Source organism: Kribbella sp. VKM Ac-2571 (assembly GCF_004362255.1).
Classification (GTDB): Bacteria; Actinomycetota; Actinomycetes; order Propionibacteriales; family Kribbellaceae; genus Kribbella; species Kribbella pratensis.
Genome location: NZ_SNWS01000021.1, coordinates 18,584 through 39,137 on the forward strand (window position 1 = coordinate 18,584; position 20,554 = coordinate 39,137).

At 69.4% G+C, this 20,554-nt stretch carries 23 protein-coding genes; 14 read left to right on the forward strand and 9 right to left on the reverse strand.

The annotated features are described in order from the left end of the window. Positions 1–164: 164 nt before the first annotated feature. The gene (locus tag EV651_RS34970; protein ID WP_238157390.1) at positions 165–1,469 is read right to left on the reverse strand and encodes a HAMP domain-containing sensor histidine kinase; all 1,305 of its coding nucleotides are present in this window, start codon (positions 1,467–1,469) and stop codon (positions 165–167) included. Continuing rightward, positions 1,466–2,122 carry a response regulator transcription factor gene (locus EV651_RS34975; protein WP_133789546.1) on the reverse strand — a complete coding sequence of 219 codons (657 nt, stop codon included), beginning with the start codon at positions 2,120–2,122 and terminating at the stop codon, positions 1,466–1,468. The genes EV651_RS34970 and EV651_RS34975 overlap by 4 nt, the downstream gene beginning before the upstream one ends. A gap of 6 nt (positions 2,123–2,128) precedes the next feature. Here EV651_RS34975 and EV651_RS34980 point away from each other — a divergent pair, with 6 nt between their 5' ends. Genes EV651_RS34980 through EV651_RS34995 form a run of 4 tightly spaced genes read left to right on the forward strand, consistent with a single transcriptional unit; the run spans position 2,129 to position 5,713 of the window. Then, the gene (locus EV651_RS34980; RefSeq protein ID WP_238157391.1) at positions 2,129–2,737 is read left to right on the forward strand and encodes a hypothetical protein; all 609 of its coding nucleotides are present in this window, start codon (positions 2,129–2,131) and stop codon (positions 2,735–2,737) included. Continuing rightward, the gene (locus EV651_RS34985) at positions 2,737–3,789 is read left to right on the forward strand and encodes a peptidoglycan-binding protein (RefSeq protein WP_133789547.1); all 1,053 of its coding nucleotides are present in this window, start codon (positions 2,737–2,739) and stop codon (positions 3,787–3,789) included. Before EV651_RS34980 ends, EV651_RS34985 begins: the two co-directional genes overlap by 1 nt. Then, positions 3,786–4,451: an ABC transporter ATP-binding protein gene (locus EV651_RS34990; RefSeq protein WP_133789548.1), complete on the forward strand. Its 666-nt coding sequence runs from the start codon at positions 3,786–3,788 to the stop codon at positions 4,449–4,451. The genes EV651_RS34985 and EV651_RS34990 overlap by 4 nt, the downstream gene beginning before the upstream one ends. Then, positions 4,448–5,713, forward strand: a complete 1,266-nt coding sequence (locus tag EV651_RS34995; RefSeq protein ID WP_133789549.1) for an ABC transporter permease — start codon at positions 4,448–4,450, stop codon at positions 5,711–5,713. Before EV651_RS34990 ends, EV651_RS34995 begins: the two co-directional genes overlap by 4 nt. Before the next feature lie 50 nt (positions 5,714–5,763). Here EV651_RS34995 and EV651_RS35000 read toward each other — a convergent pair whose 3' ends face one another. After that, positions 5,764–6,711 carry a complex I subunit 1 family protein gene (locus EV651_RS35000; protein ID WP_238157392.1) on the reverse strand — a complete coding sequence of 316 codons (948 nt, stop codon included), beginning with the start codon at positions 6,709–6,711 and terminating at the stop codon, positions 5,764–5,766. 181 nt (positions 6,712–6,892) lie between these two features. Between EV651_RS35000 and EV651_RS35005 the strand changes: the two genes are divergently transcribed. The 3 genes from EV651_RS35005 to EV651_RS35015 are packed head-to-tail and all read left to right on the forward strand — an operon-like array spanning position 6,893 to position 8,755. Beyond that, the gene (locus tag EV651_RS35005) at positions 6,893–8,098 is read left to right on the forward strand and encodes an NAD(P)H-binding protein (protein ID WP_133789551.1); all 1,206 of its coding nucleotides are present in this window, start codon (positions 6,893–6,895) and stop codon (positions 8,096–8,098) included. A 13-nt stretch (positions 8,099–8,111) separates the two neighbouring features. Further along, entirely contained in the window at positions 8,112–8,333 is a 222-nt protein-coding gene (locus tag EV651_RS35010; protein ID WP_133789552.1) for a ribbon-helix-helix protein, CopG family, read from the forward strand. After that, positions 8,330–8,755 carry a PIN domain nuclease gene (locus EV651_RS35015; RefSeq protein ID WP_133789553.1) on the forward strand — a complete coding sequence of 142 codons (426 nt, stop codon included), beginning with the start codon at positions 8,330–8,332 and terminating at the stop codon, positions 8,753–8,755. Before EV651_RS35010 ends, EV651_RS35015 begins: the two co-directional genes overlap by 4 nt. On the opposite strand, the gene EV651_RS35020 is transcribed toward EV651_RS35015, so the two are convergent. The 3 genes from EV651_RS35020 to EV651_RS35030 are packed head-to-tail and all read right to left on the reverse strand — an operon-like array spanning position 8,752 to position 10,948. Next, complete coding sequence (locus tag EV651_RS35020) at positions 8,752–9,678, reverse strand: GNAT family N-acetyltransferase (protein ID WP_238157393.1); 927 nt, start codon at positions 9,676–9,678, stop codon at positions 8,752–8,754. The genes EV651_RS35015 and EV651_RS35020 overlap by 4 nt on opposite strands. Continuing rightward, positions 9,675–10,415, reverse strand: coding sequence for an NADH-quinone oxidoreductase subunit C (locus EV651_RS35025; protein ID WP_133789554.1), 741 nt, complete (start codon positions 10,413–10,415; stop codon positions 9,675–9,677). The genes EV651_RS35020 and EV651_RS35025 overlap by 4 nt, the downstream gene beginning before the upstream one ends. Continuing rightward, on the reverse strand, positions 10,412–10,948 hold the full coding sequence (locus EV651_RS35030; RefSeq protein WP_133789680.1) for an NADH-quinone oxidoreductase subunit B: 537 nt from the start codon (positions 10,946–10,948) through the stop codon (positions 10,412–10,414). The genes EV651_RS35025 and EV651_RS35030 overlap by 4 nt, the downstream gene beginning before the upstream one ends. Before the next feature lie 193 nt (positions 10,949–11,141). On the opposite strand from EV651_RS35030, the gene EV651_RS35035 reads away from it, so the two are divergent. From EV651_RS35035 to EV651_RS43150, 7 genes are all read left to right on the forward strand, one after another. Then, on the forward strand, positions 11,142–12,593 hold the full coding sequence (locus EV651_RS35035; RefSeq protein WP_133789555.1) for a cytosine permease: 1,452 nt from the start codon (positions 11,142–11,144) through the stop codon (positions 12,591–12,593). Then, positions 12,593–13,108 carry a cysteine hydrolase family protein gene (locus EV651_RS35040; protein ID WP_133789556.1) on the forward strand — a complete coding sequence of 172 codons (516 nt, stop codon included), beginning with the start codon at positions 12,593–12,595 and terminating at the stop codon, positions 13,106–13,108. Before EV651_RS35035 ends, EV651_RS35040 begins: the two co-directional genes overlap by 1 nt. After that, entirely contained in the window at positions 13,108–13,815 is a 708-nt protein-coding gene (locus EV651_RS35045) for a GntR family transcriptional regulator (RefSeq protein ID WP_133789557.1), read from the forward strand. Before EV651_RS35040 ends, EV651_RS35045 begins: the two co-directional genes overlap by 1 nt. 188 nt (positions 13,816–14,003) lie before the next feature. Continuing rightward, positions 14,004–14,162, forward strand: coding sequence for a hypothetical protein (locus EV651_RS41640; RefSeq protein ID WP_166658890.1), 159 nt, complete (start codon positions 14,004–14,006; stop codon positions 14,160–14,162). Positions 14,163–14,390: 228 nt separating this feature from the next. Further along, a complete protein-coding gene (locus EV651_RS43065; RefSeq protein WP_255512288.1) occupies positions 14,391–14,519 on the forward strand; it encodes a hypothetical protein in 129 nt (42 codons plus the stop codon). Between the two features lie 14 nt (positions 14,520–14,533). Beyond that, positions 14,534–14,698 carry a hypothetical protein gene (locus EV651_RS41645; RefSeq protein ID WP_166658891.1) on the forward strand — a complete coding sequence of 55 codons (165 nt, stop codon included), beginning with the start codon at positions 14,534–14,536 and terminating at the stop codon, positions 14,696–14,698. Positions 14,699–14,802: 104 nt separating this feature from the next. Further along, positions 14,803–17,742 (forward strand): helix-turn-helix transcriptional regulator, encoded by a 2,940-nt coding sequence (locus EV651_RS43150; RefSeq protein ID WP_305000132.1) that lies wholly within the window; start codon positions 14,803–14,805, stop codon positions 17,740–17,742. A 4-nt stretch (positions 17,743–17,746) separates the two neighbouring features. On the opposite strand, the gene EV651_RS35055 is transcribed toward EV651_RS43150, so the two are convergent. From EV651_RS35055 to EV651_RS35065, 3 genes are all read right to left on the reverse strand, one after another. Continuing rightward, positions 17,747–17,974, reverse strand: a complete 228-nt coding sequence (locus EV651_RS35055; protein ID WP_133789558.1) for a hypothetical protein — start codon at positions 17,972–17,974, stop codon at positions 17,747–17,749. Positions 17,975–18,149: 175 nt separating this feature from the next. After that, positions 18,150–19,505, reverse strand: a complete 1,356-nt coding sequence (locus tag EV651_RS35060) for a serine hydrolase (RefSeq protein ID WP_133789559.1) — start codon at positions 19,503–19,505, stop codon at positions 18,150–18,152. 4 nt (positions 19,506–19,509) lie between these two features. Further along, positions 19,510–20,526, reverse strand: a complete 1,017-nt coding sequence (locus tag EV651_RS35065) for a dipeptidase (protein ID WP_133789560.1) — start codon at positions 20,524–20,526, stop codon at positions 19,510–19,512. Between the last annotated feature and the right edge of the window lie 28 nt (positions 20,527–20,554).

Below are 20,554 nucleotides of genomic sequence, written 5' to 3' on the forward strand. Positions count from 1 at the left end.
ACACCCTCGTCCCCAGCGACGCGGTGTTGAGAGATGGCCTGCAGACATCGACGACCGAGAGGGCAAATCCCCTTCGCCACTGGAACCCCGGCTGGGCGGACGTTCCACAGCTCGGCGACCGGTCGACGCCGTCCCGCCAATCTCCCCGACCGGCATCGCCCTTGTCAAGAAGGGTCACGGGGCAGACTGACGGTTACCTGGAGGCCGCCGCCTTCCCGGGGGACGGCGGTCACAGTGCCGCCGTGGGCTTCGGTGACCGAGCGGACGATGGACAGGCCCAGCCCTGCCCCCTTCCCGCCGACCAGCCGCTCCGCACCGAGGCGGTAGAAGGGCTTGAACAGGCTGTCCACCTCGTACGGCGGGACCTCCGGACCGGTGTTCGTCACCACCAACTCGACCCGGTCGTCCGCCGTCCGGCTGAGCACCTGGACCCAACGCCCGGACGCCAGGCCCATCACATCGGCGGTTTCGCCGGCATCTCCCGCCTGCGCGCTGCCCGATCGGTCAATTGTGATGGCCTGGCGGTCCGCGTCCACGTTGTGGCGGATGCCGTTCTCGACCAGGTTGTGGACGAGGCGTTCGAGGAGGAGCGCATCGCCGCGGGTCGGCGCGTCGCCGGCTCCTCGGATCACCTCGACGCCGGCGGTGGTCGCCTCGCTCGTGAGCTGAGCGGTCACGTGGGTCACCACGTCGGCGAGGTTCACCGGGTAGACCGTGGTCAGCTGCTTCTCCGAGTCGGCCAGGATCAACAGTCCTTCGATCAGCTGCTCGTGGCGGGCGTTGATCGTCAGGAGGCTCTCGCCCAGTTCCTTGACGTCCGCGGACGCCGTACGTCGATGCATTGCCACTTCGACCAGCGCGCGGCCGAGGGTCAACGGCGTACGGAGTTCGTGGGAGGCGTTGGCGACGAAGCGGCGTTGGCCGTCGAAGGAATGGTCCAGGCGCTCGACCATCGTGTCGAAGGCGTCGGCCAGGTTCTTCACCTCGTCGTCGGGACCCCTGAGCGCGATCCGCTCGTGCAGCGCGGACGGTGATGCGGCGATGCGGCGCGCGGTGTCGGTGACTTGATGCAGCGGGGCCAGGACCCGCCCCGACACCAGCCAGCCGAATCCGGCCGCCAGCGCCCCGACCGCCAGGAGGGCGATGCTCCCCTGGGTCAGCAACGACTTCACCGCAGCCTGCCGTACCTGCTCGCGCTGCTGCTGCAACACCCGCTCCGCGTCCAAGCCGGTGAGGACATCGCCGTCCTTGTTGATCACGTAGGCCTGATTCGGCAGCCGCGGCGGCCTGCCGACCGACGGCGTACCGGTCGGCGCGGTGACGTAGGTGCCCTGGATGACCACCCGGTACTGCTGGCTCAGGTTGTTGGTGAACAGCACGTAGATGACTCCGAGCAGCAGTACGCCGGCCACCATGAACAGGCCGCCGTACAGCAGGGTCAGGCGGCCGCGCAGCGACAGTTTCCTCAAGGGATGCGGTAGCCGACGCCGGTGACGGTCTCGACCAGTGCCGGCTCGCCCAGTTTGCGGCGCAGCTTCAGGATCGTCAGCCGGACCGCTCCGGTGAACGGATCCACGTGCTCGTCCCATGCCTTCTCCAGCAGTTGTTCGGCCGACACGGTCGCGCCGTCGGCTCGCAGCAACTCCACGAGTACGGCGAATTCCTTCTTCGACAACGGCACGTACCGGCCGTCCCGGAAAACCTCGTGCCGCGCCGGGTCGAGGGTGACCCCGGCGCGGCGCAGTACGGGCGGATCGGCCGGGCGGCTCCGACGGCCGAGCGCCAGTACTCGCGCGGCCAGCTCGGCGAACGCGAAGGGCTTGGTCAAGTAGTCGTCCGCGCCCAGCCCGAGCCCCTCGACGCGGTCGGTCACGGCCGCCGCGGCGGTCAGCATCAACACCCGCGTGGCAGATCCGGAAGCCACCAACTGTCGGCACACCTCGTCCCCGTGGACGACCGGAATGTCGCGGTCCAGCACGAGTACGTCGTACGCGTTCACCGACAGCCGTTCCAGCGCCGCGCCGCCGTCACGGGCCACGTCGACGGCATGTGAGTCGTCGCGCAGCCATTCCGCGATCGCTGCCGCCAGCAACGGCTCGTCCTCGACCACCAGTACCCGCACGCACCCATGATCTCCGACATCGGTGTTTCCGCCGTGTTTCCGTACTCGGAAACGGTCCGGAAACGGCCGACCGAGAAGGGTTTGGCGGAAACGAGAGGAGCACCGATGCGCAACACCATTCTGGCCGTTTCCGTTCTGGTCGCCGGCCTGAGCCTGACCGGCTGCGGGGCCGACGAGCCCGATGCCCAGGTCGCCTCCGGGGGCGGAGGGCAGCAGTCGACGGCGCCGAGCAGTGCGCCGGCCAGCCTCAGCCGGGACGAGATGGCGGTCAAGTTCACCCAGTGCCTGCGGGAGAACGGCCTGAACGTCCCGGACCCGGAACCGGGTAAGGGCCCGATGCTGAGGTTCGACAAGGGCTCCGGAGTCACGCAGGAGCAGGTCGAGAAGGCCATGCAGGCGTGCCAGCAGTACAACCCGCAGGCCCAGGGCAGCGCGAATCCGCAGCAGGCGGAAAACGGCAGAAAGTACGCCGAGTGCATGCGGAAAAACGGCGTCGAGAAGTTTCCGGACCCGAAGCCGGACCAGCGCGGCATCATGATCGGGCCGGGCGTGGCGGACGATCCCGACTTCAAGAAGGCGCAGGACGCCTGCCAGAGCATCCTGGCGGGACGCTGATGCGTAAGGCACTCACGGCTGTGGCCGTCCTGGCGGCCGGGGGCGCAGCAAGCGCGTTCCTGGTGAGCCGGGGCGACACCAGCCAGGCATCGAACCCGGCTGCGCAGGCCGTGCCGATCAACACGACCAAGGTCACGCAGCAGACCTTGAAGGACACCGAGACCCAGGACGGCACGCTCGGATTCGGTACGTCGTCCTCCGCGGTCAACCGGGTCGCCGGCACGGTCACCGCCGTACCGGACAGCGGGCAGGAGCTGCGCCGCGGAAGCACCGTGTACAGCATCGACAACAAGCCGACGACCTTGCTGTACGGCGCGCTCCCGGCATATCGCAGGCTCGCGGTCGGGACCGAGGGCACCGATGTCCTGCAGCTCGAGCAGAACCTGAAGGCGATGGGCTACACCGGGTTCACCGTGGACGACGAGTACACCGACGCGACCGCCGCCGCGGTCGAGGAGTGGCAGGAGGGCCTCGGTGTGGACGAGACGGGTGTCGTCGAGCTCGGCAGCGTCCTGTTCGCGCCCGGTCATCTGCGGGTCGACAGCGTGCAGGCCGAGGAAGGTTCGCCGCTCGGCCCGAACCAGCCCGTGCTCACCTACACCGGCACCACCCGGGCCGTCACCGTCCAGCTCGACGCGGCGGACCAGCGGCGGGCGACGCTCAACGCGGCGGTCACGGTCGGACTCCCGGACGGAAAGTCGGTGGCCGGAAAGATCCAGAAAGCTTCCACGGTGATCATTCCGGCGGAAAGCCCGGACAAGGATCCGGAAACCAAGGTCGAGGTGATCGTTGCCGTCGCCGACCAGAAGGCGGTGGCTGCCTGGTCGTCCGCGGCCGTCGACGTCACCTTCACGGCCTCGGAACGCAAGAACGTGCTGACCGTTCCGGTCGCGGCCCTGGTCGCGCTCCGGGAGGGCGGCTTCGGCGTCGAGGTCACGGACGGTACGACGTCGCGGTACGTGCCGGTGAAGACCGGGCTGTTCGCGAGCGGGCAGGTCGAGATCAGCGGCACCGGCATCGCGGCCGGCACCACGGTGGGGATCCCGAAGTGATCGAGCTGAGCGAGGTGACAAAGGTGTACCCGGGCGGGGTGAATGCGCTCGCCGGCGTGAGTCTGCGGATCGATCCCGGCGAGCTGGTCGCGATCGTCGGCCCTTCGGGCTCCGGTAAATCGACGATGCTGAACGTCCTCGGCACCCTCGACCGCCCGACCTCCGGAACGGTCCGGATCGACCGGTACGACGTGGCGCGGCTGTCCGACGCGGGGCTGTCGGCGTTGCGCGCGACGCGGATCGGGTTCGTGTTCCAGCAGTTCCATCTCGCGGCCGGCGTACGGGCGGTCGACAACGTCGCCGACGGGCTGCTCTACTCGGGCCTCCGCCTGTCGGTACGCCGGAAGCGTGCGGCGGCTGCTCTGGAACGGGTCGGGCTCGCGCACCGCCTCGATCATGAGCCGCACGAGCTGTCCGGCGGCGAGCGGCAACGCGTCGCTGTCGCGCGGGCAGTCGCCGGCGAACCCGCCGTACTGCTGGCCGACGAGCCGACCGGGGCACTGGATTCCGCGTCGGGTGCAGGCGTGATGCAACTCCTCCGAGACCTGCACGCCGCCGGTACGACGGTCGTCGTCATCACGCACGACCGCGACATCGCCGCCTCCCTCCCCCGCCAGGTCCGAATGCGCGACGGCCGCATCGTCGAGGAGGTGCACGCATGAACGACGACTTTGTGCACCAGGTCCGTACGACAACCGGCGAAAAGCACGGACGTCGTGCACAAGGTGCCCGGGAACTCAGACCCGCGACGTTGGGTGTGCGGGACGTGGTGCGGGTGGGTGCGGTCGGGTTGCGGACGCGGCCGATGCGGGCGTTCCTGTCCGCGCTGGGGATCGCGATCGGGATCGCCGCGATGGTCGCGGTGGTCGGCATCTCGTCGTCCTCGCGGGCCGAGCTCGACGGGCAACTCGATGCCCTGGGCACCAACCTGCTGACCGTCACCCCCGGCACCCGCCTGACCGGCGAACAGGCTCAACTCCCGCTCGCCGCCGAATCCATGGTCCGCCGGATCCCACCGGTCCGCGCCGAGTCCGCGATCGGAAAGGTCGATGAAGCATCGGTCTACCGGACCAACAAGATCCCGGACGTCCAGACCAACGGCATCATCGCGTACGCCGCCCGTACCAACCTCCTCGACACCATCGGCGCAACCATCCGCAGTGGAAAGTGGATCGACGCCGCGACCGGCAGTTATCCGGCGACCGTCCTCGGTGCGAGCGCAGCCGAGCGGCTGGGGATCACCAAGGCCGGCCCGGATACGCAAGTGCTGATCGGCAACCAGTGGTTCACCGTGCTCGGCATCCTCGAACCGGCCGCGCTCGCACCCGAGCTGGACAGCGCCGCACTGATGGGCTGGCCTGCAGCGAGCGATCTCTCCTTCGACGGGCACCCGACCACGATCTACACCCGCTCGGACGACACTCAGGTGCCGGCGGTCCGATCGGTCCTCGGGGCAACGGCCAACCCGGAAGCGCCGAACGAGGTCGAGGTGTCGCGCCCGTCCGACGCACTCGCCGCGAAGCAGGCCGCCGGCCAGGCATTCACCGGACTACTGCTCGGCCTGGGCGCGGTCGCGCTGCTGGTGGGCGGCGTCGGGGTCGCGAACATCATGGTGATCTCGGTGCTCGAACGCCGCGCCGAGATCGGTCTGCGCCGATCGCTCGGAGCGACCCGCGGCCAGATCCGCACCCAGTTCCTGACCGAGTCGCTGCTGCTGTCCGCGCTCGGCGGGGCCGGCGGAGCATTACTCGGATCCGCGGTCACCGCAGCCTATGCGTCGTACCAGAACTGGCTGACCGTCATCCCGGTCTGGGCACTGGCCGGCGGGGTCGGGGCGACGCTGGTGATCGGTGGCCTGGCCGGTCTCTACCCCGCCATCCGCGCCTCCCGCCTCTCCCCGACAGAGGCTCTCGCGACGCCATGACGGTTGGGGAGGATTTCGTCCCGCTCCGGGAAGGAATCCTCCCCAACCTGTCAGAACAGGGTGACGCCGATGCCCGTGAAGGCGAGCTGGATCAGCGCCACTGGCACCAGGGCCTGCCACGCCAGCTTCTGCAGCTGGTCGGCGCGCATCCGCGGGAACGAGACCCGCACCCAGATCACCACGACCGAGACGAAGGCGACCTTCAACAGCGTCCAGATCCAGCCGATCGACTCCGGCCCGGGGCCGCTCCAGCCGCCGAGGAACAGGACCGTGGTGAGACCCGCGAGTACGACGATCCCGGCGTACTCGGCGAGCAGGAACATCGCGAACCGGAGCCCGGTGTACTCGGTGTACGGGCCGAAGATCACCTCGGAGTCCGCGACCGGCATGTCGAACGGCGGCCGCTGCAACTCGGCCAGGCCCGCGATGAAGAACACGACCAGACCGGGCAGCTGCCAGAGCAACCACCACGGGTTCCAGGCGTGCGCGATGCCGGTCAGGCTGAGCGACCCGGCCGCGACCGCGACACTCGCCGCGGAAAGCACGAACGGCAGCTCGTAGCTCATCAGCTGCGCCGCGACCCGGAGCCCGCCGAGCAGGCTGTACTTGTTCCCGCTGCCCCAGCCGGCCATCAACGACCCGAGGACACCGATGCTCATCACCGCGAGCACGAAGAACAGGCCCGAGTCCAGGTCGGCGCCGACGATCCCCGGCGCCAGCGGGATCGCGGCCAGCGCGGCCATGTACGGCAGGATCGCGACGATCGGGGCCCACTCGAACACCCGCTTGTCGGCGGCGGCCGGGACCACGCTCTCCTTCTGGACGAACTTCACCCCGTCCGCGACCAGCTGCGCCCAGCCGTGGAACCCGCCGGCGTACATCGGGCCGAGCCGCGACTGCATGTGCGCCATCACCTTGTGCTCGGCCTGCCCGACCAGCAAGGGCGCCACCAGGAAGGCGACCAGAACGCCCACCACCCGCACCACGAACTCCAGCATGACTGCCAGCCTAGTGGCTTCTGCTTGACCTCAACCAACGTTCAGGTCCCAGGCTGGGCCCCATGACTGCATTGATGCCACGCCTCCGGCGCGGCGGGTCATGGGGCTTTTGCTCCCGGCCTTCCCTCGTCGCTCCTGTCGCTCCGCCCCCTCCACTCCTCAGTCCAGGCCGGGAGGCCCCATGACCACGATTCTTGTTACCGGAGCGACCGGCCGCGTCGGCCGCCATGTCGTCGACGGGCTGCGCGCTGCGGGCGTGACCGTCCGAGCCCTCGTCCGTACGCCGGACCTCGCCGGCTTCCCGCCGGACGTCGAACTGATCAAGGGCGATCTCTACGATCCCACCGCCGTACGCCGGGCTGCGGCGGACGTCGACGCCGCGTTCCTGCTCTGGCCGTCGTTCAGCGCCGACGGAGCCGCCGACGTGGTGACCGAACTGCCGCGGCGGGTCGTCTACCTGTCCTCGTTGAGCGCGCCGTCCGGCGGGGTGTGGGGTGACGTCGAAGAGCTCCTGCGGGACAAGGATTGGACCTTCGTGCGCCCGGGTGGATTCGCGGTCAACGCGCAGACCTGGGCTGAGCAGTTCCGCAGCGGTGACGTCGTCCGAGTTGCATCGCCAGAGGCCGGGCGGTCGTTGATCCACGAGCGGGACATCGCCGCGGTCGCCGTACTCGCGCTCCTGAACGACCAGCACATAGGCCAGACCTACAACCTCACCGGACCCGAGGTGCTGACGCAGGCCGAGCAGATCCAGACGATCGCGCGGGCGATCGGCAAGGAGATGCGGGTCGAGGCGCTGACCGACGCGGAGGCGCGGCAGGCGATGCTTGACCTCGGCGCCGACCCGATTCTCGCCGAGAGCTCGGTCGCCTACTGGGCCTCGCTCGTCGACAACCCCGAGCCGGTCACCACGACCGTCAGCGAACTCACCGGCCGCCCCGCGCTCACCTTCGCCGAGTGGGCGGACGAGCACGCCGACGAGTTCCGCGTCCTGTCCGCGGCTGAGGTCGCCCGGCGGTACGTCGACGCGCTGTCGACCGGCCGCCTCGACCAGGCACTCGCCCTCTTGGCCCCCGAGGTCGTGCGCGTCGCACCCCTCGAGACCGGTGGCGAGGAGATCGAGGTCAAGGGCGCCGACGCCATCCTCGAGAACGCACGCCGCCTGAACGCCGACATCGAGTACCTCGGCGTCGGCATCGTCGGCCCACTACTCCTCGACGACCACTTCGCCATCCGCTTCACCTTCGACCAACTCAACGTCCGAACCGGCACCCGCTCCCAAACCACCAAACTCTCCCTCTGCACCGTCGACGCCGGTCGAATCATCCGCGAGGAAGTCTTCTACTACACCCCCGCCACCCTCTTGATATCATCAGATATCGAATAGCAGGAGGTATCTCATGAGCGACGTATTGATTCGCGACGTGCCTGACGACGTGCTCGCGGTGATCGACAAGCGAGCAGCCAGCCAGGGCTTGTCCAGGAGCGAGTATCTGCGCCGGCAACTCAGCCAGGAGGCCGGGCGCTCCGAGGTTACCGTGACCCTTGCAGATTTCCAGCGATTGTCGGAGCTGGCTCGCGATCTGGAGGATCCTGAGGTTATGCGCCAGGCTTGGTCATGACGCCAACTCTCGACTCCCGGCGCTGGCTGATCGACAAGTCAGCCCTGGTGCGCCTCAGCGACGCTCCCGATTGGGAGGATTGGGCAAACCGCGTCAACCGCGGGCTCGTCCACATCACCACCATGACCCTGCTCGAGGTCGGGTTCTCGGCCCGATCCGCGGACGAGCACCGCTCTCTCCTGCAGCAGCCACCCGTCGCAGCGATGCCGGTGGAGAACATGACCCCTGCGACCGAGCGTCGTGCCGTCGTCGTGCAGGCGCAACTCGCGTCAGCCGGCCAGCATCGAGCACCTTCGGTTGCGGACCTGCTGATCGCCGCGACCGCGGAGCAGACCGGCCTTGTCCTTCTCCATCTGGACAAGGACTTCGAACTCATCGCCAACCTGACCGGTCAGCCGACTGAGCGACTCGCTCAGGCCTAGCCGAGGGGGCGTTGAAGCCAGCCGCCTATGTCTTGGCGGCCGGATTTCAGGGCGGCGGTTCGGGCGCCGTGGTTGGCTTCGTGGATGGTGCCGATCAGGATGCGGGTGGGGTCGGGGAGGGACTGGGCGAGAAGGGCGCTGAGGTGGGGGCCGTAGCCGTGGCCTCGGTGTTGTGGGGCCAGGACCAGTTCGCGCACGACGTACGCGGGGAGGCCTAGTGCGTCGTCGGGCTTGATGATGGCGGCGGCGTACCCGGCCCACTCGTCGTTCACCGTGACGTCGAACAGCAGGCCTTCGTCCGCTGCCTCCTGGAGGTCCTCGCGATCCTGGATGGTTGCTTCCTCGGGATGGTGCGGGTGGTCGGCGTCGACCGCGGCGTACGCGCGGCGGGCCTCGTCGTAGTGGTCGACGGTCTTCGCGGGACGGAGCGCCAGGCCGGGTGGTACGTCGTGCGCGCGGAGCTCACGGATCGGCGCGGCGAGGAAGCGGCGGTCGGGGACCGTACCGGGGATGCCTGCGTCGGCGCTCCACAGGCGGACGTAGAGCGGGTGGTGGATGCCGTAGTGCTCTTGAGCGGCTGCGGCTAGGGCGGGTAGATCGGATGGCTTCGGCGAGCGGCTCATCGGGGTTGCGTCGACGAACGGCCTTGTGGGGTTCAGGTTTTCGAAGCGCATGCCGAACATCGCGTGCAGGTCGTTGCCTACGGCAATCCAGCGGTTGAGCATCGCCTCGGGCGGTTTTCCCGGGGCCAGTCGTTCGGTGCGCTGGGTGGCGATGTCCAGGTCCTCGGCCAGCAGGATGTCCAGCGCGGCATGCTCCTCGGCGAGCGTCGCCAGGCGTTGCGCGTCGTCCACCCAGGCCCGGGTGATCGGATGCTGCCGCTCCAGGGTGTACCGCGCCAGCTCGTCCGCAGACGGAATCACGACGACTCAGCCGACGGCGGATCAGCAGGCGGCGGGTCGGCGGGTGGTGCGGCGGGGGGTGGCTGGCGGCGGGTTCGGCGTTCGCCTCCTGCGCCTGCACGGCGGGGGCGGGCGGGAGTGGCGGCGGCTTCAGCCGGGGCCAGGGGGTCGGGGTCGGGGGATCCGGGTGGGCGGGGGCCCCAGGTTTCTGGGTCGGGGACGCCGGGTGGGAGCGTGCGGCGCCGGCTGGGGGCGCCCGACGGCGCGTGATCCGACTCGCCCGGCTCCTTCGCACCGGGCCACGGCTTCGCGACCCGCGACGCGAGCACGAACTCCTTCCGCAGCGGGTGCCCCTCGAACTCGTCCGGCAGCAGCAGCGTCGTCAGGTTCGGATGCCCCTCGAAGGCGATCCCGAACATCTCGTACGTCTCCCGCTCGTGCCAGTTCGCCCCGGCGAACAACTCCGACAATGTCGCCAGTACGGCGTTGTCGCGCGGCACCAACGTCCGCACGAGCACGTGGTCGACATGCGACCCGCCCCAGAAGTCCGCGAGGTGCGACACCACCCGGAACCCGTCCTTGAGCTCGTCGGAGGCGCTCAGGAAATCGAAGAACGTGAGACCGACGGCGTCCCGCAGTACCTCGTGCGCCGCGACCCACGACTCCGGCGGTACGTCGAGCGCGATCGGCCCGAAGCTGTCCGCCGACGTCGCGGCGATCCCGGCACTCGTCAGCGCCTCGAGAGCGTCGGTGCTCAAGGCTGCACCAGCCCCCGGGTGAGAGCGGCCGCGGACGGCTCGTCGTACCGGCTCGCCAGTGGCTCCCCGGCGATCTTCTCCTGCAGCTTGAGGATGCCCTGCAGCAACGCCTCCGGCCGCGGCGGGCAACCCGGCACGTAAACGTCGACCGGGATGATCTGGTCGACGCCCTTCGTCACGCAGTACGAGTCCCAGTACGGGCCGCCGGAGTTCGAGCAGGAGCCGAACGAGATCACGTACTTCGGCTCCGGCATCTGGTCGTACAGCCGCTTGATCGCCGGCGCCATCTTGTCCGTCACGGTGCCCGAGACCACCATCAGGTCGGCCTGCCGCGGTCCGGGCGCGAACGGGATCACGCCGAGCCGGATGAAGTCGTGGCGGCCCATCGACGCCGCGATGAACTCGATCGCGCAACACGCCAGGCCGAAGTTGAACACCCAGAGCGAGTACTTCCGGCCCCAGTTCAGCAGGTACCGCACCGGCTCCGGTGCGAGCCTCGCCAACGCACCCACCGCCGGCCGCACGGTCGGCATCCCCAGCTCGATCTCACCCACGCACCTCACCCTAGTCCGCTGATCGCGACTAGGCGCATCTTTGAGAAGCCACCGATCATTTCAGGTCACGAAAAACGGTCGGTGGCTTCTCAAAGTTGGCGGGTTGACCGTGACGTCGCGCCAGGCCTACCGTGATTGAACAGGACTGAACAGGTCCTTCGAAGGAGCCGAGATGACCGACCAGGTCGAGGTGCAGCAGCCCCGTGCGCTCGCGGTGGAGAGCAACGGGCTGAACGTGATCGCGGACGCGGAACGGAGGGGCCGTCCGAACCAGCTGTTCTGGCCGTGGTTCGGCGCCAACGTGTCCGTGCTCGGGCTGAGCTACGGCGCGTTCGCGCTCGGGTTCGGGATCTCGTTCTGGCAGGCGGTGATCGCCGGGCTGCTCGGGGTGGTGTTCTCGTTCCTGCTCTGCGGGCTGATCGCCCTCGCCGGAAAACGTGGTTCGGCGCCGACGATGGTGCTCAGCCGGGCCGCGTTCGGTGTCCGCGGAAACAAGATTCCGTCGCTGGTTTCCTGGCTGTTGACCGTCGGCTGGGAGACCGTGCTGACGATCCTCGCGACGCTGGCGACCGCGACCGTGTTCGAGCGGCTCGGCTGGGGCGGCGGCACGCTGACCAAGGTGATCGCGCTGCTCGTGGTCGGTCTGCTGACAGTCGCCTGCGGCGTACTCGGGTTCGACCTGATCATGCGGGCGCAGACAGTCATCACGATCGTCACCGGCGTACTCACGGTCGTCTACATCGTCCTGGTCGCCGACCAGATCCACTGGAGCACCGTCTCCGGGCTGCCGAGCGGGTCCGCGCAGTCGGTGATCGGCGCGCTGGTCTTCCTGATGACGGGCTTCGGGCTCGGCTGGGTGAACGCGGCCGCCGACTACTCGCGGTACCTCCCGCGCCGGGCGTCGAGCGGCGGCGTGGTCGGCTGGACCACGTTCGGCGGTTCGCTGGCTCCCGTCGTACTGCTGGTGTTCGGTCTGCTGCTGGCGGGGTCGTCGGAGGATCTGTCGAAAGCGATCGCCGCGGACCCGATCGGGGCGCTGGCGGCGGCGTTGCCGACGTGGTTCCTGGTGCCGTTCGTGATCGTGGCGGTGCTCGGGCTGGTGGGCGGCGCCGTACTCGACATCTACTCGTCCGGGCTCGCGTTGCTCTCGCTCGGGTTGCCGGTGAAGCGGTACGTCGCGGCGTTCATCGACGGTGTGGTGATGATCGCGGGGACCGTGTACGTGGTGTTCTACGGCGGCGAGTTCCTGGGGCAGTTCCAAGGGTTCCTGATCACGCTCGGCGTACCGATCGCGGCGTGGTGCGGGATCATGCTCGCCGACATCGCGTCCCGGCGGCGCGACTACGCGGAGGACGACCTCTACCGGCCTGCGGGGCGGTACGGCGATGTGCAGTGGCTGCCCGTGGCGACGATGGTCGTTGCCACCGGCATCGGGTGGGGTCTGGTCACGAACACGCTGGCGTCGTGGCTGACGTGGCAGGGGTACCTGCTCGGAGCGTTCGGTCTCGGCGGCAAGGAAGGCGCGTGGGCCTACGCGAACCTCGGCGTACTGGTCGCGCTGGTGCTCGGTTTCGTCGTGCAGTGGTTCGGCGGGCGGTCCGCCGTACGGCGTCAGGAGACCTGATGGTGCTGGCCCTCATCGATCTGCAGCGGATCTTCGCGGATCCGGCGTCCGGGTGGGCGGCACCGGATTTCCGGCGGGTGGTCGAGCCGACCCGGGAGCTGATCAAGCTCTTCGCGCCGGATGTGGTGTTCACGCGGTTCGTCGCGCCGGAGCGGCCGGACGGAGCGTGGGTCGGGTACTACGAGGAGTTCCCGTTCGCGTTGCAGCCGGCGGACTCGGAGGACTATCAACTGGTCGACGAGTTCAAGGGCGCTCCAACTCTCGACAAGACCACGTTCGGTGCCTGGGGCCCCGAGCTGGCGGCGCGAGCCGACGGGCGGCTGGTGCTGGCCGGGGTGTCGACCGACTGCTGCGTGATCAGTACGGCGCTTGCCGCGGTGGACGCCGGCGTACAGGTCCAGGTCGTCGAGGAGGCGTGCGCCGGGTCGACCGCGGAGAACCACGCCAAGGCGATCGACGTGATGCGGCTGTACGCCCCGATGCTGGAGATCGTGAGCGTGGAGCAGTTGCGGTGATGCGCCGGATCTCCCTGAAACACGAGCGGATCGCGCGGGTGCTCGCGCGGGAGATCAAGTCCGGCGTGGTACGGCGGGGCACGCAGCTGCCCGGTGAGGTCGAGCTGGCGAAACGGTTCTCGGTCAGCCGGAACACGGTCCGCGCCGCGCTCGCCGTACTCGCCGAGGACGAGCTGATCGCGACGCACACCGGCAAGGGGTCGTACGTGCTGTTCGACGGGCGGCCGCTGGACGGGCGGCTCGGGTGGACGCACGCGTTGTCCGAGCAGGGCGTGGAGACCCGGATGCGGACGGTTCGGATCGAACTGGAGGAGGATCCCGCGCTGGCTGATCGGCTCGGGCTGGCGTCGCCCGAGGTGGTCGTGATCGAGCGCGTCCGGCAGCTCGCGGACGGTACGGCGATCTCGCTCGAGCGCAGCCGGGTTCCGGCGATCGAGTCGCTGCGGGACCTGCCCGAACGCGGGTTGGACAACGGGTCGATCAGCGTCACGCTGAACCGCGCCGGCCTGTACCTCGACCACTGCGAGCAACGCCTCCGCGGCCGTCCGCTCACCCCCGTCGAGGCCGGCCACCTGGCCCGCCCGGACGGCACCTGGTTCCTGCACACCACCAGAACCAGTTGGACCGCCACCGACACCTTCGCCGAACACACCGACGAACTCCTAGACCCCACCCACTACGAACTGAGCCTGACCTACCGCAGCTAGCCCGGTGGTGGACGCGCACGCAGGCAGAAGTAGCTCCCGCGCGGCGTGTCACTGCCGTGTTGGGGGGTTATGCCTGCGTGGCGGTCCACCTAAGGAGGTTGTTGCCTCGGGCATAGGGAGTTGTGCTGATGTGGGGGGCTGCCTCAGGCGAGCACTGTCTTCTCATCGACAGGAGCTCGGAGGACATCATGTTTGTTTACTCGACTGACGCGGTGCAGGCAGAGATCAAGTACCGGCAGGACCGGATCCGGCGGGACTACCAGCGTCCGCTGTGGTTCCTGCCCAAGCGTGCGCCGCAGCCGCCCCAGCCCTGCGCGCCCGAGCTTCGGGCCCGTCCCGCGATGTGACCGCACGATCACCGCCCCAGCCCCCCTTCCCCAAGGCGCGGCCGGCTCTTCGGAGCCGGCCGCGCCACCGTCTTTTCAGGCGTCCCCAGGCACCCCCTAGGACCCCCTCAGAGCACCTAGGTACCGCCCACCCCCGGGGATAGGGAGGACTTCCGATGTGCCGGCCCTCCTCAGACGAGCAGATTTACACCTGTCGGCAAGCAGCCGGCACAGACAACGGAGGAACACATGTTCACCAACGCATCGGTCAAGGCAGAGGTCGACTACCGCAGGGAGCGCCTCAGCCGTGACTTCCGGCAGACCCGGAACACCCGGAGCCGCCGGACCATCAGCCACCTGTTCGGCCGGAAAGCCTGAAGGGAGGGAAAACCATGATGATCAACATGCCACTGACCCCGGACGCCGTGAAGGCGGAGACGACCTACCGGCTGGAGCGCGCCAAGCGTGACTTCCGGGTCGCGAACCGCCGGCAGCGCACGGAGCGGACCGCACAGTCCGAGCCGCGCCACGCCCTTCGACCCCGCCCGGCCGCATGACCGCCGAAACCGCCGTCCCCGATCGAGAACTCGTGATCAGGGACGGCGTTTCTGCGCCTGGGAGAAAGACCGGGAGCAGCCAGCGGACGGGATACCGTCGATTTGTGTCGGCGCCAGGGGCGAAGATGGACGACGTGCCCTGGAACTCGACACCTCTCGTCGGCCGCTCGTCCGAGATGGCCACTCTGCTCAGCGCCGTGGACGACGCCAAGACGCGTCGGGCCGGCGCCGTGCTGCTGTCCGGTGACGCCGGCGTCGGCAAGACCCGGTTACTGGACGAGGTGGCGACCGGTGCGCACGAGCGCGGGTTCGGCGTCCTGGTCGGGCACTGCACGGACTTCGGCGACGCCGGCCTGCCGTACCAGCCGTTCTCGGAGATCTTCGGCCGGCTGGCCGGCGACCGCCCCGACCTCGTCGAGGGCGTGCTGACCAACTTCCCGGCGATCGGCCGGCTGCTCCCGGCGCATCGCCTGCTGAGCGCGCAGCCGGTGCCGCAGGAGGGCCAGCTCGACCGGGCCGCCCTGTTCGACGCCGTCCTCGGCGCGTTCACCGCGCTGGCCACCAGCGAGCCGCAACTGGTGATCATCGAGGACGCCCACTGGGCCGACGACTCGACCCGGGACCTGATCGGTTTCCTGATCACCCGGCTGACCTCGCAGCGCCTGGCCCTCGTGGTGTCGTACCGCAGCGACGACCTGCACCGCCGGCACCCGCTGCGCCGCCCGATCGCCGAGTGGTCCCGCAACCCCCGGGTACGTCGCGTGAACCTGCTGCCCCACGACGCCGACGAGGCCCGGACCCTGCTGAACCTGCTGCTCACCGAACCGCTGTCCCCGGCCGAGGAGCGCCGCATCCTCGAGCGGGCCGGCGGCAACGCGTTCTTCACCGAGGAGCTCGCCGCCGCGGCCTCGATGGGTGACGGCGACGCGGTTCCACCCGACCTCGCCGACCTGCTGCTGGTCCGGCTCGACCCGCTGTCCGACGAGGCCCGCCAGATCGCTCGCGTGATCGCGGTCGCCGGCCGCCGCGTCCCGCACGACCTGCTCAGCGCGGTCGCCAAGCTGCCGGATCGTGAGCTCGACGACGCCCTGCGCGAGCTGATCGACGCCCACATCATCGACGTACCGACCAGCGATCGGTACTACTTCCGCCACGCCCTGCTGGCCGAGGCCGTGTACGACGATCTGCTGCCGGGCGAGCGTGTTCGCCAGCATGCGGCGTACGTGCAGGAGCTGGAGAGCCAGACCGTCGCGGGGACCGCGGCCGAGCTGGCCGGGCACGCCACCCGATCCCATGACCTGGCCACCGCGTTCGAGGCTCGGGTCCGGGCCGGTCAGGAGGCGCTCTCGGTCGCCGCGCCGCAGGAGGCGCTGAAGCACTACGAGATGGCCCTCGAGCTGTTCCCGAACGCAGCGCCGACGAGCACGGTCGACAAGACCTGGCTGATCGTGGACACGGCGATGGCAGCCACCCTGTCCTCCCAGCACCTGCGTGCCGTCAAGCTGCTCCGGAAGGCGCTGGCCGACCTGCCGCCCGACGCGCCGAAGCTGCAGCGGGCCGAGCTCCTGCTGCCACTGGCGGACATCGCGCTGGTCATCGACCAGGACAAGGAGGCGAGCGAAGCGATCTCGCAGGCCCTCAAGCTGGTCCAGGACGAGCCGGCCAGCGTGTTCAAGGCGCAGGTCGCGTCGCTCTACGCCCGTGTGTCCGACGCCCTCGGCCGGCCGATGGAGGCGGAGCGCTGGGCGCACAAGGCGCTCGAGATCGCCCGCGAGGCCGGTCAGGAGTCCGCGGCCAGCGACGCCGGGATCACGCTGGCCCAGCTGCGTCGCCGGGCCGGCGATCCGGAGACCGCCGTGAAGCAGCTCGAGGAGGCCGCCGTACGGGCGCAGCTCACCGGCGACTCCGCCGCCGAGGTGCGCAGCCGGTTCCTGCTCGGGTCGACGCACTACGAGCAAGGTGACCTGCTGAACGCGAAGGCCGCGCTGTCGTTCGCGATGAAGCGGGCCGCGGAGCTGGGGCGGCAATGGGCGGCGTACGGGTTCGACGCACGCCGGATGCTGGCGCTGACCCAGTTCATGCTCGGCGAGTGGGACGAGGCGGCGGCGACCGCCCGGACGGACGCGATGACACCGGCTGCGGCCGCGGCGGCGTTGCGGGCGGTGGAGTTCTCGGTCCGCAGCGGCCGGGGCGACACCGCGGTCGCGGAGGAGTACGAGCTGTCCCGGAAGTGGTGGGACCTCGACGTGATGCTGCCGATCATCGGGCTGCAGCCGGCCGTGGAGGCGTACCTGCAGCTGGACAAGCCGGCTGAGGCGGAGAAGCTGATCGTCGACGTCCACACGCTGGTCTCCGACGTGTTCCAGACCGAGTGGCACCTCGCCCGGATCCGGTTCTCCGCGCTCGGTATGCAAGTTTTGTGCCACCGGGCGGCCGGGGAACCGTCAGCTGCCGCCGACCTGGTCGCCCGCGGAGCCGAACTCCTCGCGATCGGACAGACGACCGCGGAGAAAGGGCTGCCGCCGGGCCGGTTGATGGGTGTCGAAGGGCTCGCCTGGCTGGCGCGGGTGGAGTCGGAGTGGGACCGGCTGCGGTGGCTGACCGGGATCGACGCGCCGACGCCGGAGGAGCATGTCGCCTCCTGGACGCGGACCACGGACGCCTTCGGGTACGGATACGTCTTCGAGCAGGCGTGGTCGCGGGTCCGGTTGTCGGCCGCGTTACGCGCCGCGGGGCGGGTCGCCGAGGCGAACGAGCAGTTGGCGCTGGCGGCCGAAGTCGGCCGGGAGTTGAACGCGCGGCCGCTCCTGGAGGAGGCAGGCGGCGTGGACACCGGTGGCGCCAGTGCGCTGACGTCGCGGGAGACCGAAGTACTGCGATTGCTGGCGGAGGGACGCACCAACCGGCAGTTGGCGCGCGAGCTGTACATCAGCGAGAAGACCGTCAGCGTGCACGTCTCGAACATCCTCGCGAAGCTCGGCGTCCGCTCCCGCACGGAAGCAGCCGCGGTAGCCCGCCGCGACGGACTCCTCGACGCGGATTAGGCCGCTAGCCGTGCTTGCGGGGCCGGTCGCCGGATTCGGTCTGCAGATGCCGGGCCCGGGCACGGGCCAGGTCGTCATCCGCAGGCATCGGTTCGGCGGGAGGCGCGGCCTTGGGACGGTCGAGCTCGGTGATGTCGTCGAAGACCTTGCGGGCGTGCCGCATCCGCGCCGCGGCCAGCAACACGATCCCGGCCGCAGTGAGAGCAATCAATACCCACAGTTGCCACGCCATAGCCTCACCGCCACGTATTCGCCCCGTGTCCCCGAGTAATCACCATAGTCCTGATATGGGCGCTTGGCGACCAGTTGTAAGCATTCCGTCATTTCGGCGCTCGGAACTCACGTTTTGTTGCCTACTGCAAACACATACGGTGATCGGGCAACAAGCCAGGAGCGGCGAGAAGTGACTACTTTCCGTGACTACGTGGCGTGAGCCGGCCACCCCGGAACAGGTACGTAGCGCGGCCGTCGACCGCCTCGCGGAAGGCGAGCACCTCGTGCGTCCCGTGCTCCGCCTCGGCCGCGATCAACCGGGTATCGTCGAGGGCGACGAATCTGGTCCGGTGCGGCTCCGGGTACAGCAGCCGTGCCTCGTCACTGACCGCCTCGTCGAGCACCCAGAACTCCCCGTCCTGGACGCTGATCGTGGCCTGTGCCAGTACGCCGGTGTAACGACCGGTGACCAACTCCGGTGAGATGTCGACCGGCTCCGTCGGCGGCAACGGCCGGGCCGGCAGCTCGACCCCGGCCGTCTCGCGGAGGATGTGGCCGACCAGTTCGTCGTGCAAGGGTCCGGTGCTGCCGCCGTTGGTGAGGAGCACGACCGCGACGCCCTTCTCCGGCACCAGCCGGAAGAACGCCGACTGGCCGACCGTCCCGCCGTCGTGGCCGTACAGCGGCCCGCCCTCGACGTCGAAGATCATCCAGCCGACTCCCCAGCGCTCCGCGAACCCCGCGGTCGCCGGTACGTCGACCTGCGGCTCCCACAACCCTTCGATCGTGGCCCGGTCGAGCAGCGTCGCGTCCATGTAGGAGCGACCGAACGTGAGCAGGTCCCGAGCGCTCATCGCCAGCAACGACCCGGCCGGGGCCATCGCATGCACCAGACTCCACACCGGCGCGGTCTGCAACGACGCACCCGGCTTCGGCGCCACATGCCCGAGCGCCGCGCGGTACAGGAGAGCCTCGTCCGCGATCGTCGCGACGTGCTCCAGCCCGAGCGGTACGGCGATACGCTCCCGGATCAGCTGGTGGAACGGCTTCCCGAACAGCACCTCGGCGATCCGCCCGAGCACCACGAAGCCGGCGTTGTTGTACGAGAACCCGGCGCCCGGTGGCACCTCCTGCGCCAGCCCCGGCAACACATCCCGGACAAACAACTCGACCGCGTCGTCACCACGCGAGGTCGGGGTGAAGGCGTCGCCGGAGAACCCGCTGGTGTGGGTGAGCAGCTGCCGCGGCGTGGTCCGCGCGGCGGCCTCCTCGTCGGCTAGCTTGAACTCGGGCAGGTAGTCCCGCACCGGCCGGTCGAGATCGATCTTGCCGTCGGCAACCAGCTGCACGATCAGCGTGGTCGTCCAGAGCTTCGTGATCGACCCGATCTGGAACACCGAGTCGACGGTCGCCTCGACCCCCGTGTCGAGATTGAGGACGCCCGCGGCCGCCGTACTCACCTCGCCGTCGGCCAGGACGGCGACCGAGGCGGCCGGTACGCCGTGCTTCGTGATCAGGTCCGCGAGGTTGCCGTCCAGCCAGCTCTGCACGTCGTCACTCCTTGGATGCGAGAACCCGGACCAGGTTCTGGCCGAGAACCTTCCGGATGGTTGCTTCGGGCAGTCCCCGGGCCAGCAGGGCGTCGGTCACCAGGGGCATCCCGGCCGGGCCTTCGAGGCCGGGGACATACAGCTCGGCGTCCAGGCCCTGGATGACCACCGGCCGGTCGCAGGCCGGGATCTTCTCGCTGAAGACCTCCGCGACGAAGTCGCTGCCGAGCCCGACGTGGTCCTCGCCGGCGACGTCGAGGAGGTGCAGGACGTGGTCGGCCAGGTGGTCGACGGTCGGCTTCTCGGCGGTGGTCAGGAAGCCGGCGAAGAAGTTCACGCAGATCACGCCGCCGGTCGCGGCGATCGCGCGGAGCTGGTCATCGGTCAGGTTGCGGTGGTGCTCGCGCAGGGCGAACGCACTGGAGTGCGAGGCGACGACCGGCCTGGTGGCGAGCTCGAGGATGTGCTCGGTGCCGGCGCGGCCGACGTGGGAGACGTCGATCAGTACGCCGAGATCCTCGAGAAGCCGTACCGCCTCGACGCCGGCGTGTGTCAGCCGGCTGCCGGTCGCGTCCTCACCGGATCCGTCGCCGAGCGCGCTGCGCCCGAAGTGCGTGAACGAGACCATCCGGACGCCGAGTCGCTGGAGGGTCTGCAGAAGCTCGACGTCGGTGTCGATCTGCGGGCAGCCTTCGAGCGCCAGCACCAGCGCGATCTTGCCCGCCGCGGTCGCGGTCTCGATGTCGCCGGGCGCCGTACACAGCGCGACCTCGTCGGCGTTCGCGTCGGCGATCCGGTGCGCGGCCTCGATCATCCGGAGCGTCTCGCGCAGCGCGCCCTCGGGCAGGAACTCCGAGTCGATGAACACGGGCAGGACCTGTACGTCGATCCCGCCGTCCCGCAACTGCGGGATCCACCGCTCCCGGAAGTACGCGGACCAGACCTGCTTCGGCCGCCGCGCGACCAGCATCAGCAGGTCGTTGTGCGCATCCGCCACCACCGCGTCGCGGTGCAGGTCCATCGTTCCCCCCTCGACGTCAGTGGTCAGG

What these genes read in the sequence shown, in the direction of transcription:
- EV651_RS35015 (WP_133789553.1), top strand. Translation starts at nt 8,330, where the DNA reads ATGACGCCAACTCTCGACTCCCGGCGCTGGCTGATCGACAAGTCAGCC.
- EV651_RS34980 (WP_238157391.1), top strand. Translation starts at nt 2,129, where the DNA reads ATGATCTCCGACATCGGTGTTTCCGCCGTGTTTCCGTACTCGGAAACG.
- EV651_RS43065 (WP_255512288.1), top strand. Translation starts at nt 14,391, where the DNA reads ATGTTCACCAACGCATCGGTCAAGGCAGAGGTCGACTACCGCAGGGAG.
- EV651_RS35065 (WP_133789560.1), bottom strand. Translation starts at nt 20,526, where the DNA reads ATGGACCTGCACCGCGACGCGGTGGTGGCGGATGCGCACAACGACCTG.
- EV651_RS34985 (WP_133789547.1), top strand. Translation starts at nt 2,737, where the DNA reads ATGCGTAAGGCACTCACGGCTGTGGCCGTCCTGGCGGCCGGGGGCGCA.
- EV651_RS35010 (WP_133789552.1), top strand. Translation starts at nt 8,112, where the DNA reads ATGAGCGACGTATTGATTCGCGACGTGCCTGACGACGTGCTCGCGGTG.
- EV651_RS35030 (WP_133789680.1), bottom strand. Translation starts at nt 10,948, where the DNA reads ATGCCGACCGTGCGGCCGGCGGTGGGTGCGTTGGCGAGGCTCGCACCG.
- EV651_RS35055 (WP_133789558.1), bottom strand. Translation starts at nt 17,974, where the DNA reads ATGGCGTGGCAACTGTGGGTATTGATTGCTCTCACTGCGGCCGGGATC.
- EV651_RS41645 (WP_166658891.1), top strand. Translation starts at nt 14,534, where the DNA reads ATGATGATCAACATGCCACTGACCCCGGACGCCGTGAAGGCGGAGACG.
- EV651_RS35035 (WP_133789555.1), top strand. Translation starts at nt 11,142, where the DNA reads ATGACCGACCAGGTCGAGGTGCAGCAGCCCCGTGCGCTCGCGGTGGAG.
- EV651_RS35045 (WP_133789557.1), top strand. Translation starts at nt 13,108, where the DNA reads ATGCGCCGGATCTCCCTGAAACACGAGCGGATCGCGCGGGTGCTCGCG.
- EV651_RS41640 (WP_166658890.1), top strand. Translation starts at nt 14,004, where the DNA reads ATGTTTGTTTACTCGACTGACGCGGTGCAGGCAGAGATCAAGTACCGG.
- EV651_RS35040 (WP_133789556.1), top strand. Translation starts at nt 12,593, where the DNA reads ATGGTGCTGGCCCTCATCGATCTGCAGCGGATCTTCGCGGATCCGGCG.
- EV651_RS35005 (WP_133789551.1), top strand. Translation starts at nt 6,893, where the DNA reads ATGACCACGATTCTTGTTACCGGAGCGACCGGCCGCGTCGGCCGCCAT.
- EV651_RS35000 (WP_238157392.1), bottom strand. Translation starts at nt 6,711, where the DNA reads ATGCTGGAGTTCGTGGTGCGGGTGGTGGGCGTTCTGGTCGCCTTCCTG.
- EV651_RS34995 (WP_133789549.1), top strand. Translation starts at nt 4,448, where the DNA reads ATGAACGACGACTTTGTGCACCAGGTCCGTACGACAACCGGCGAAAAG.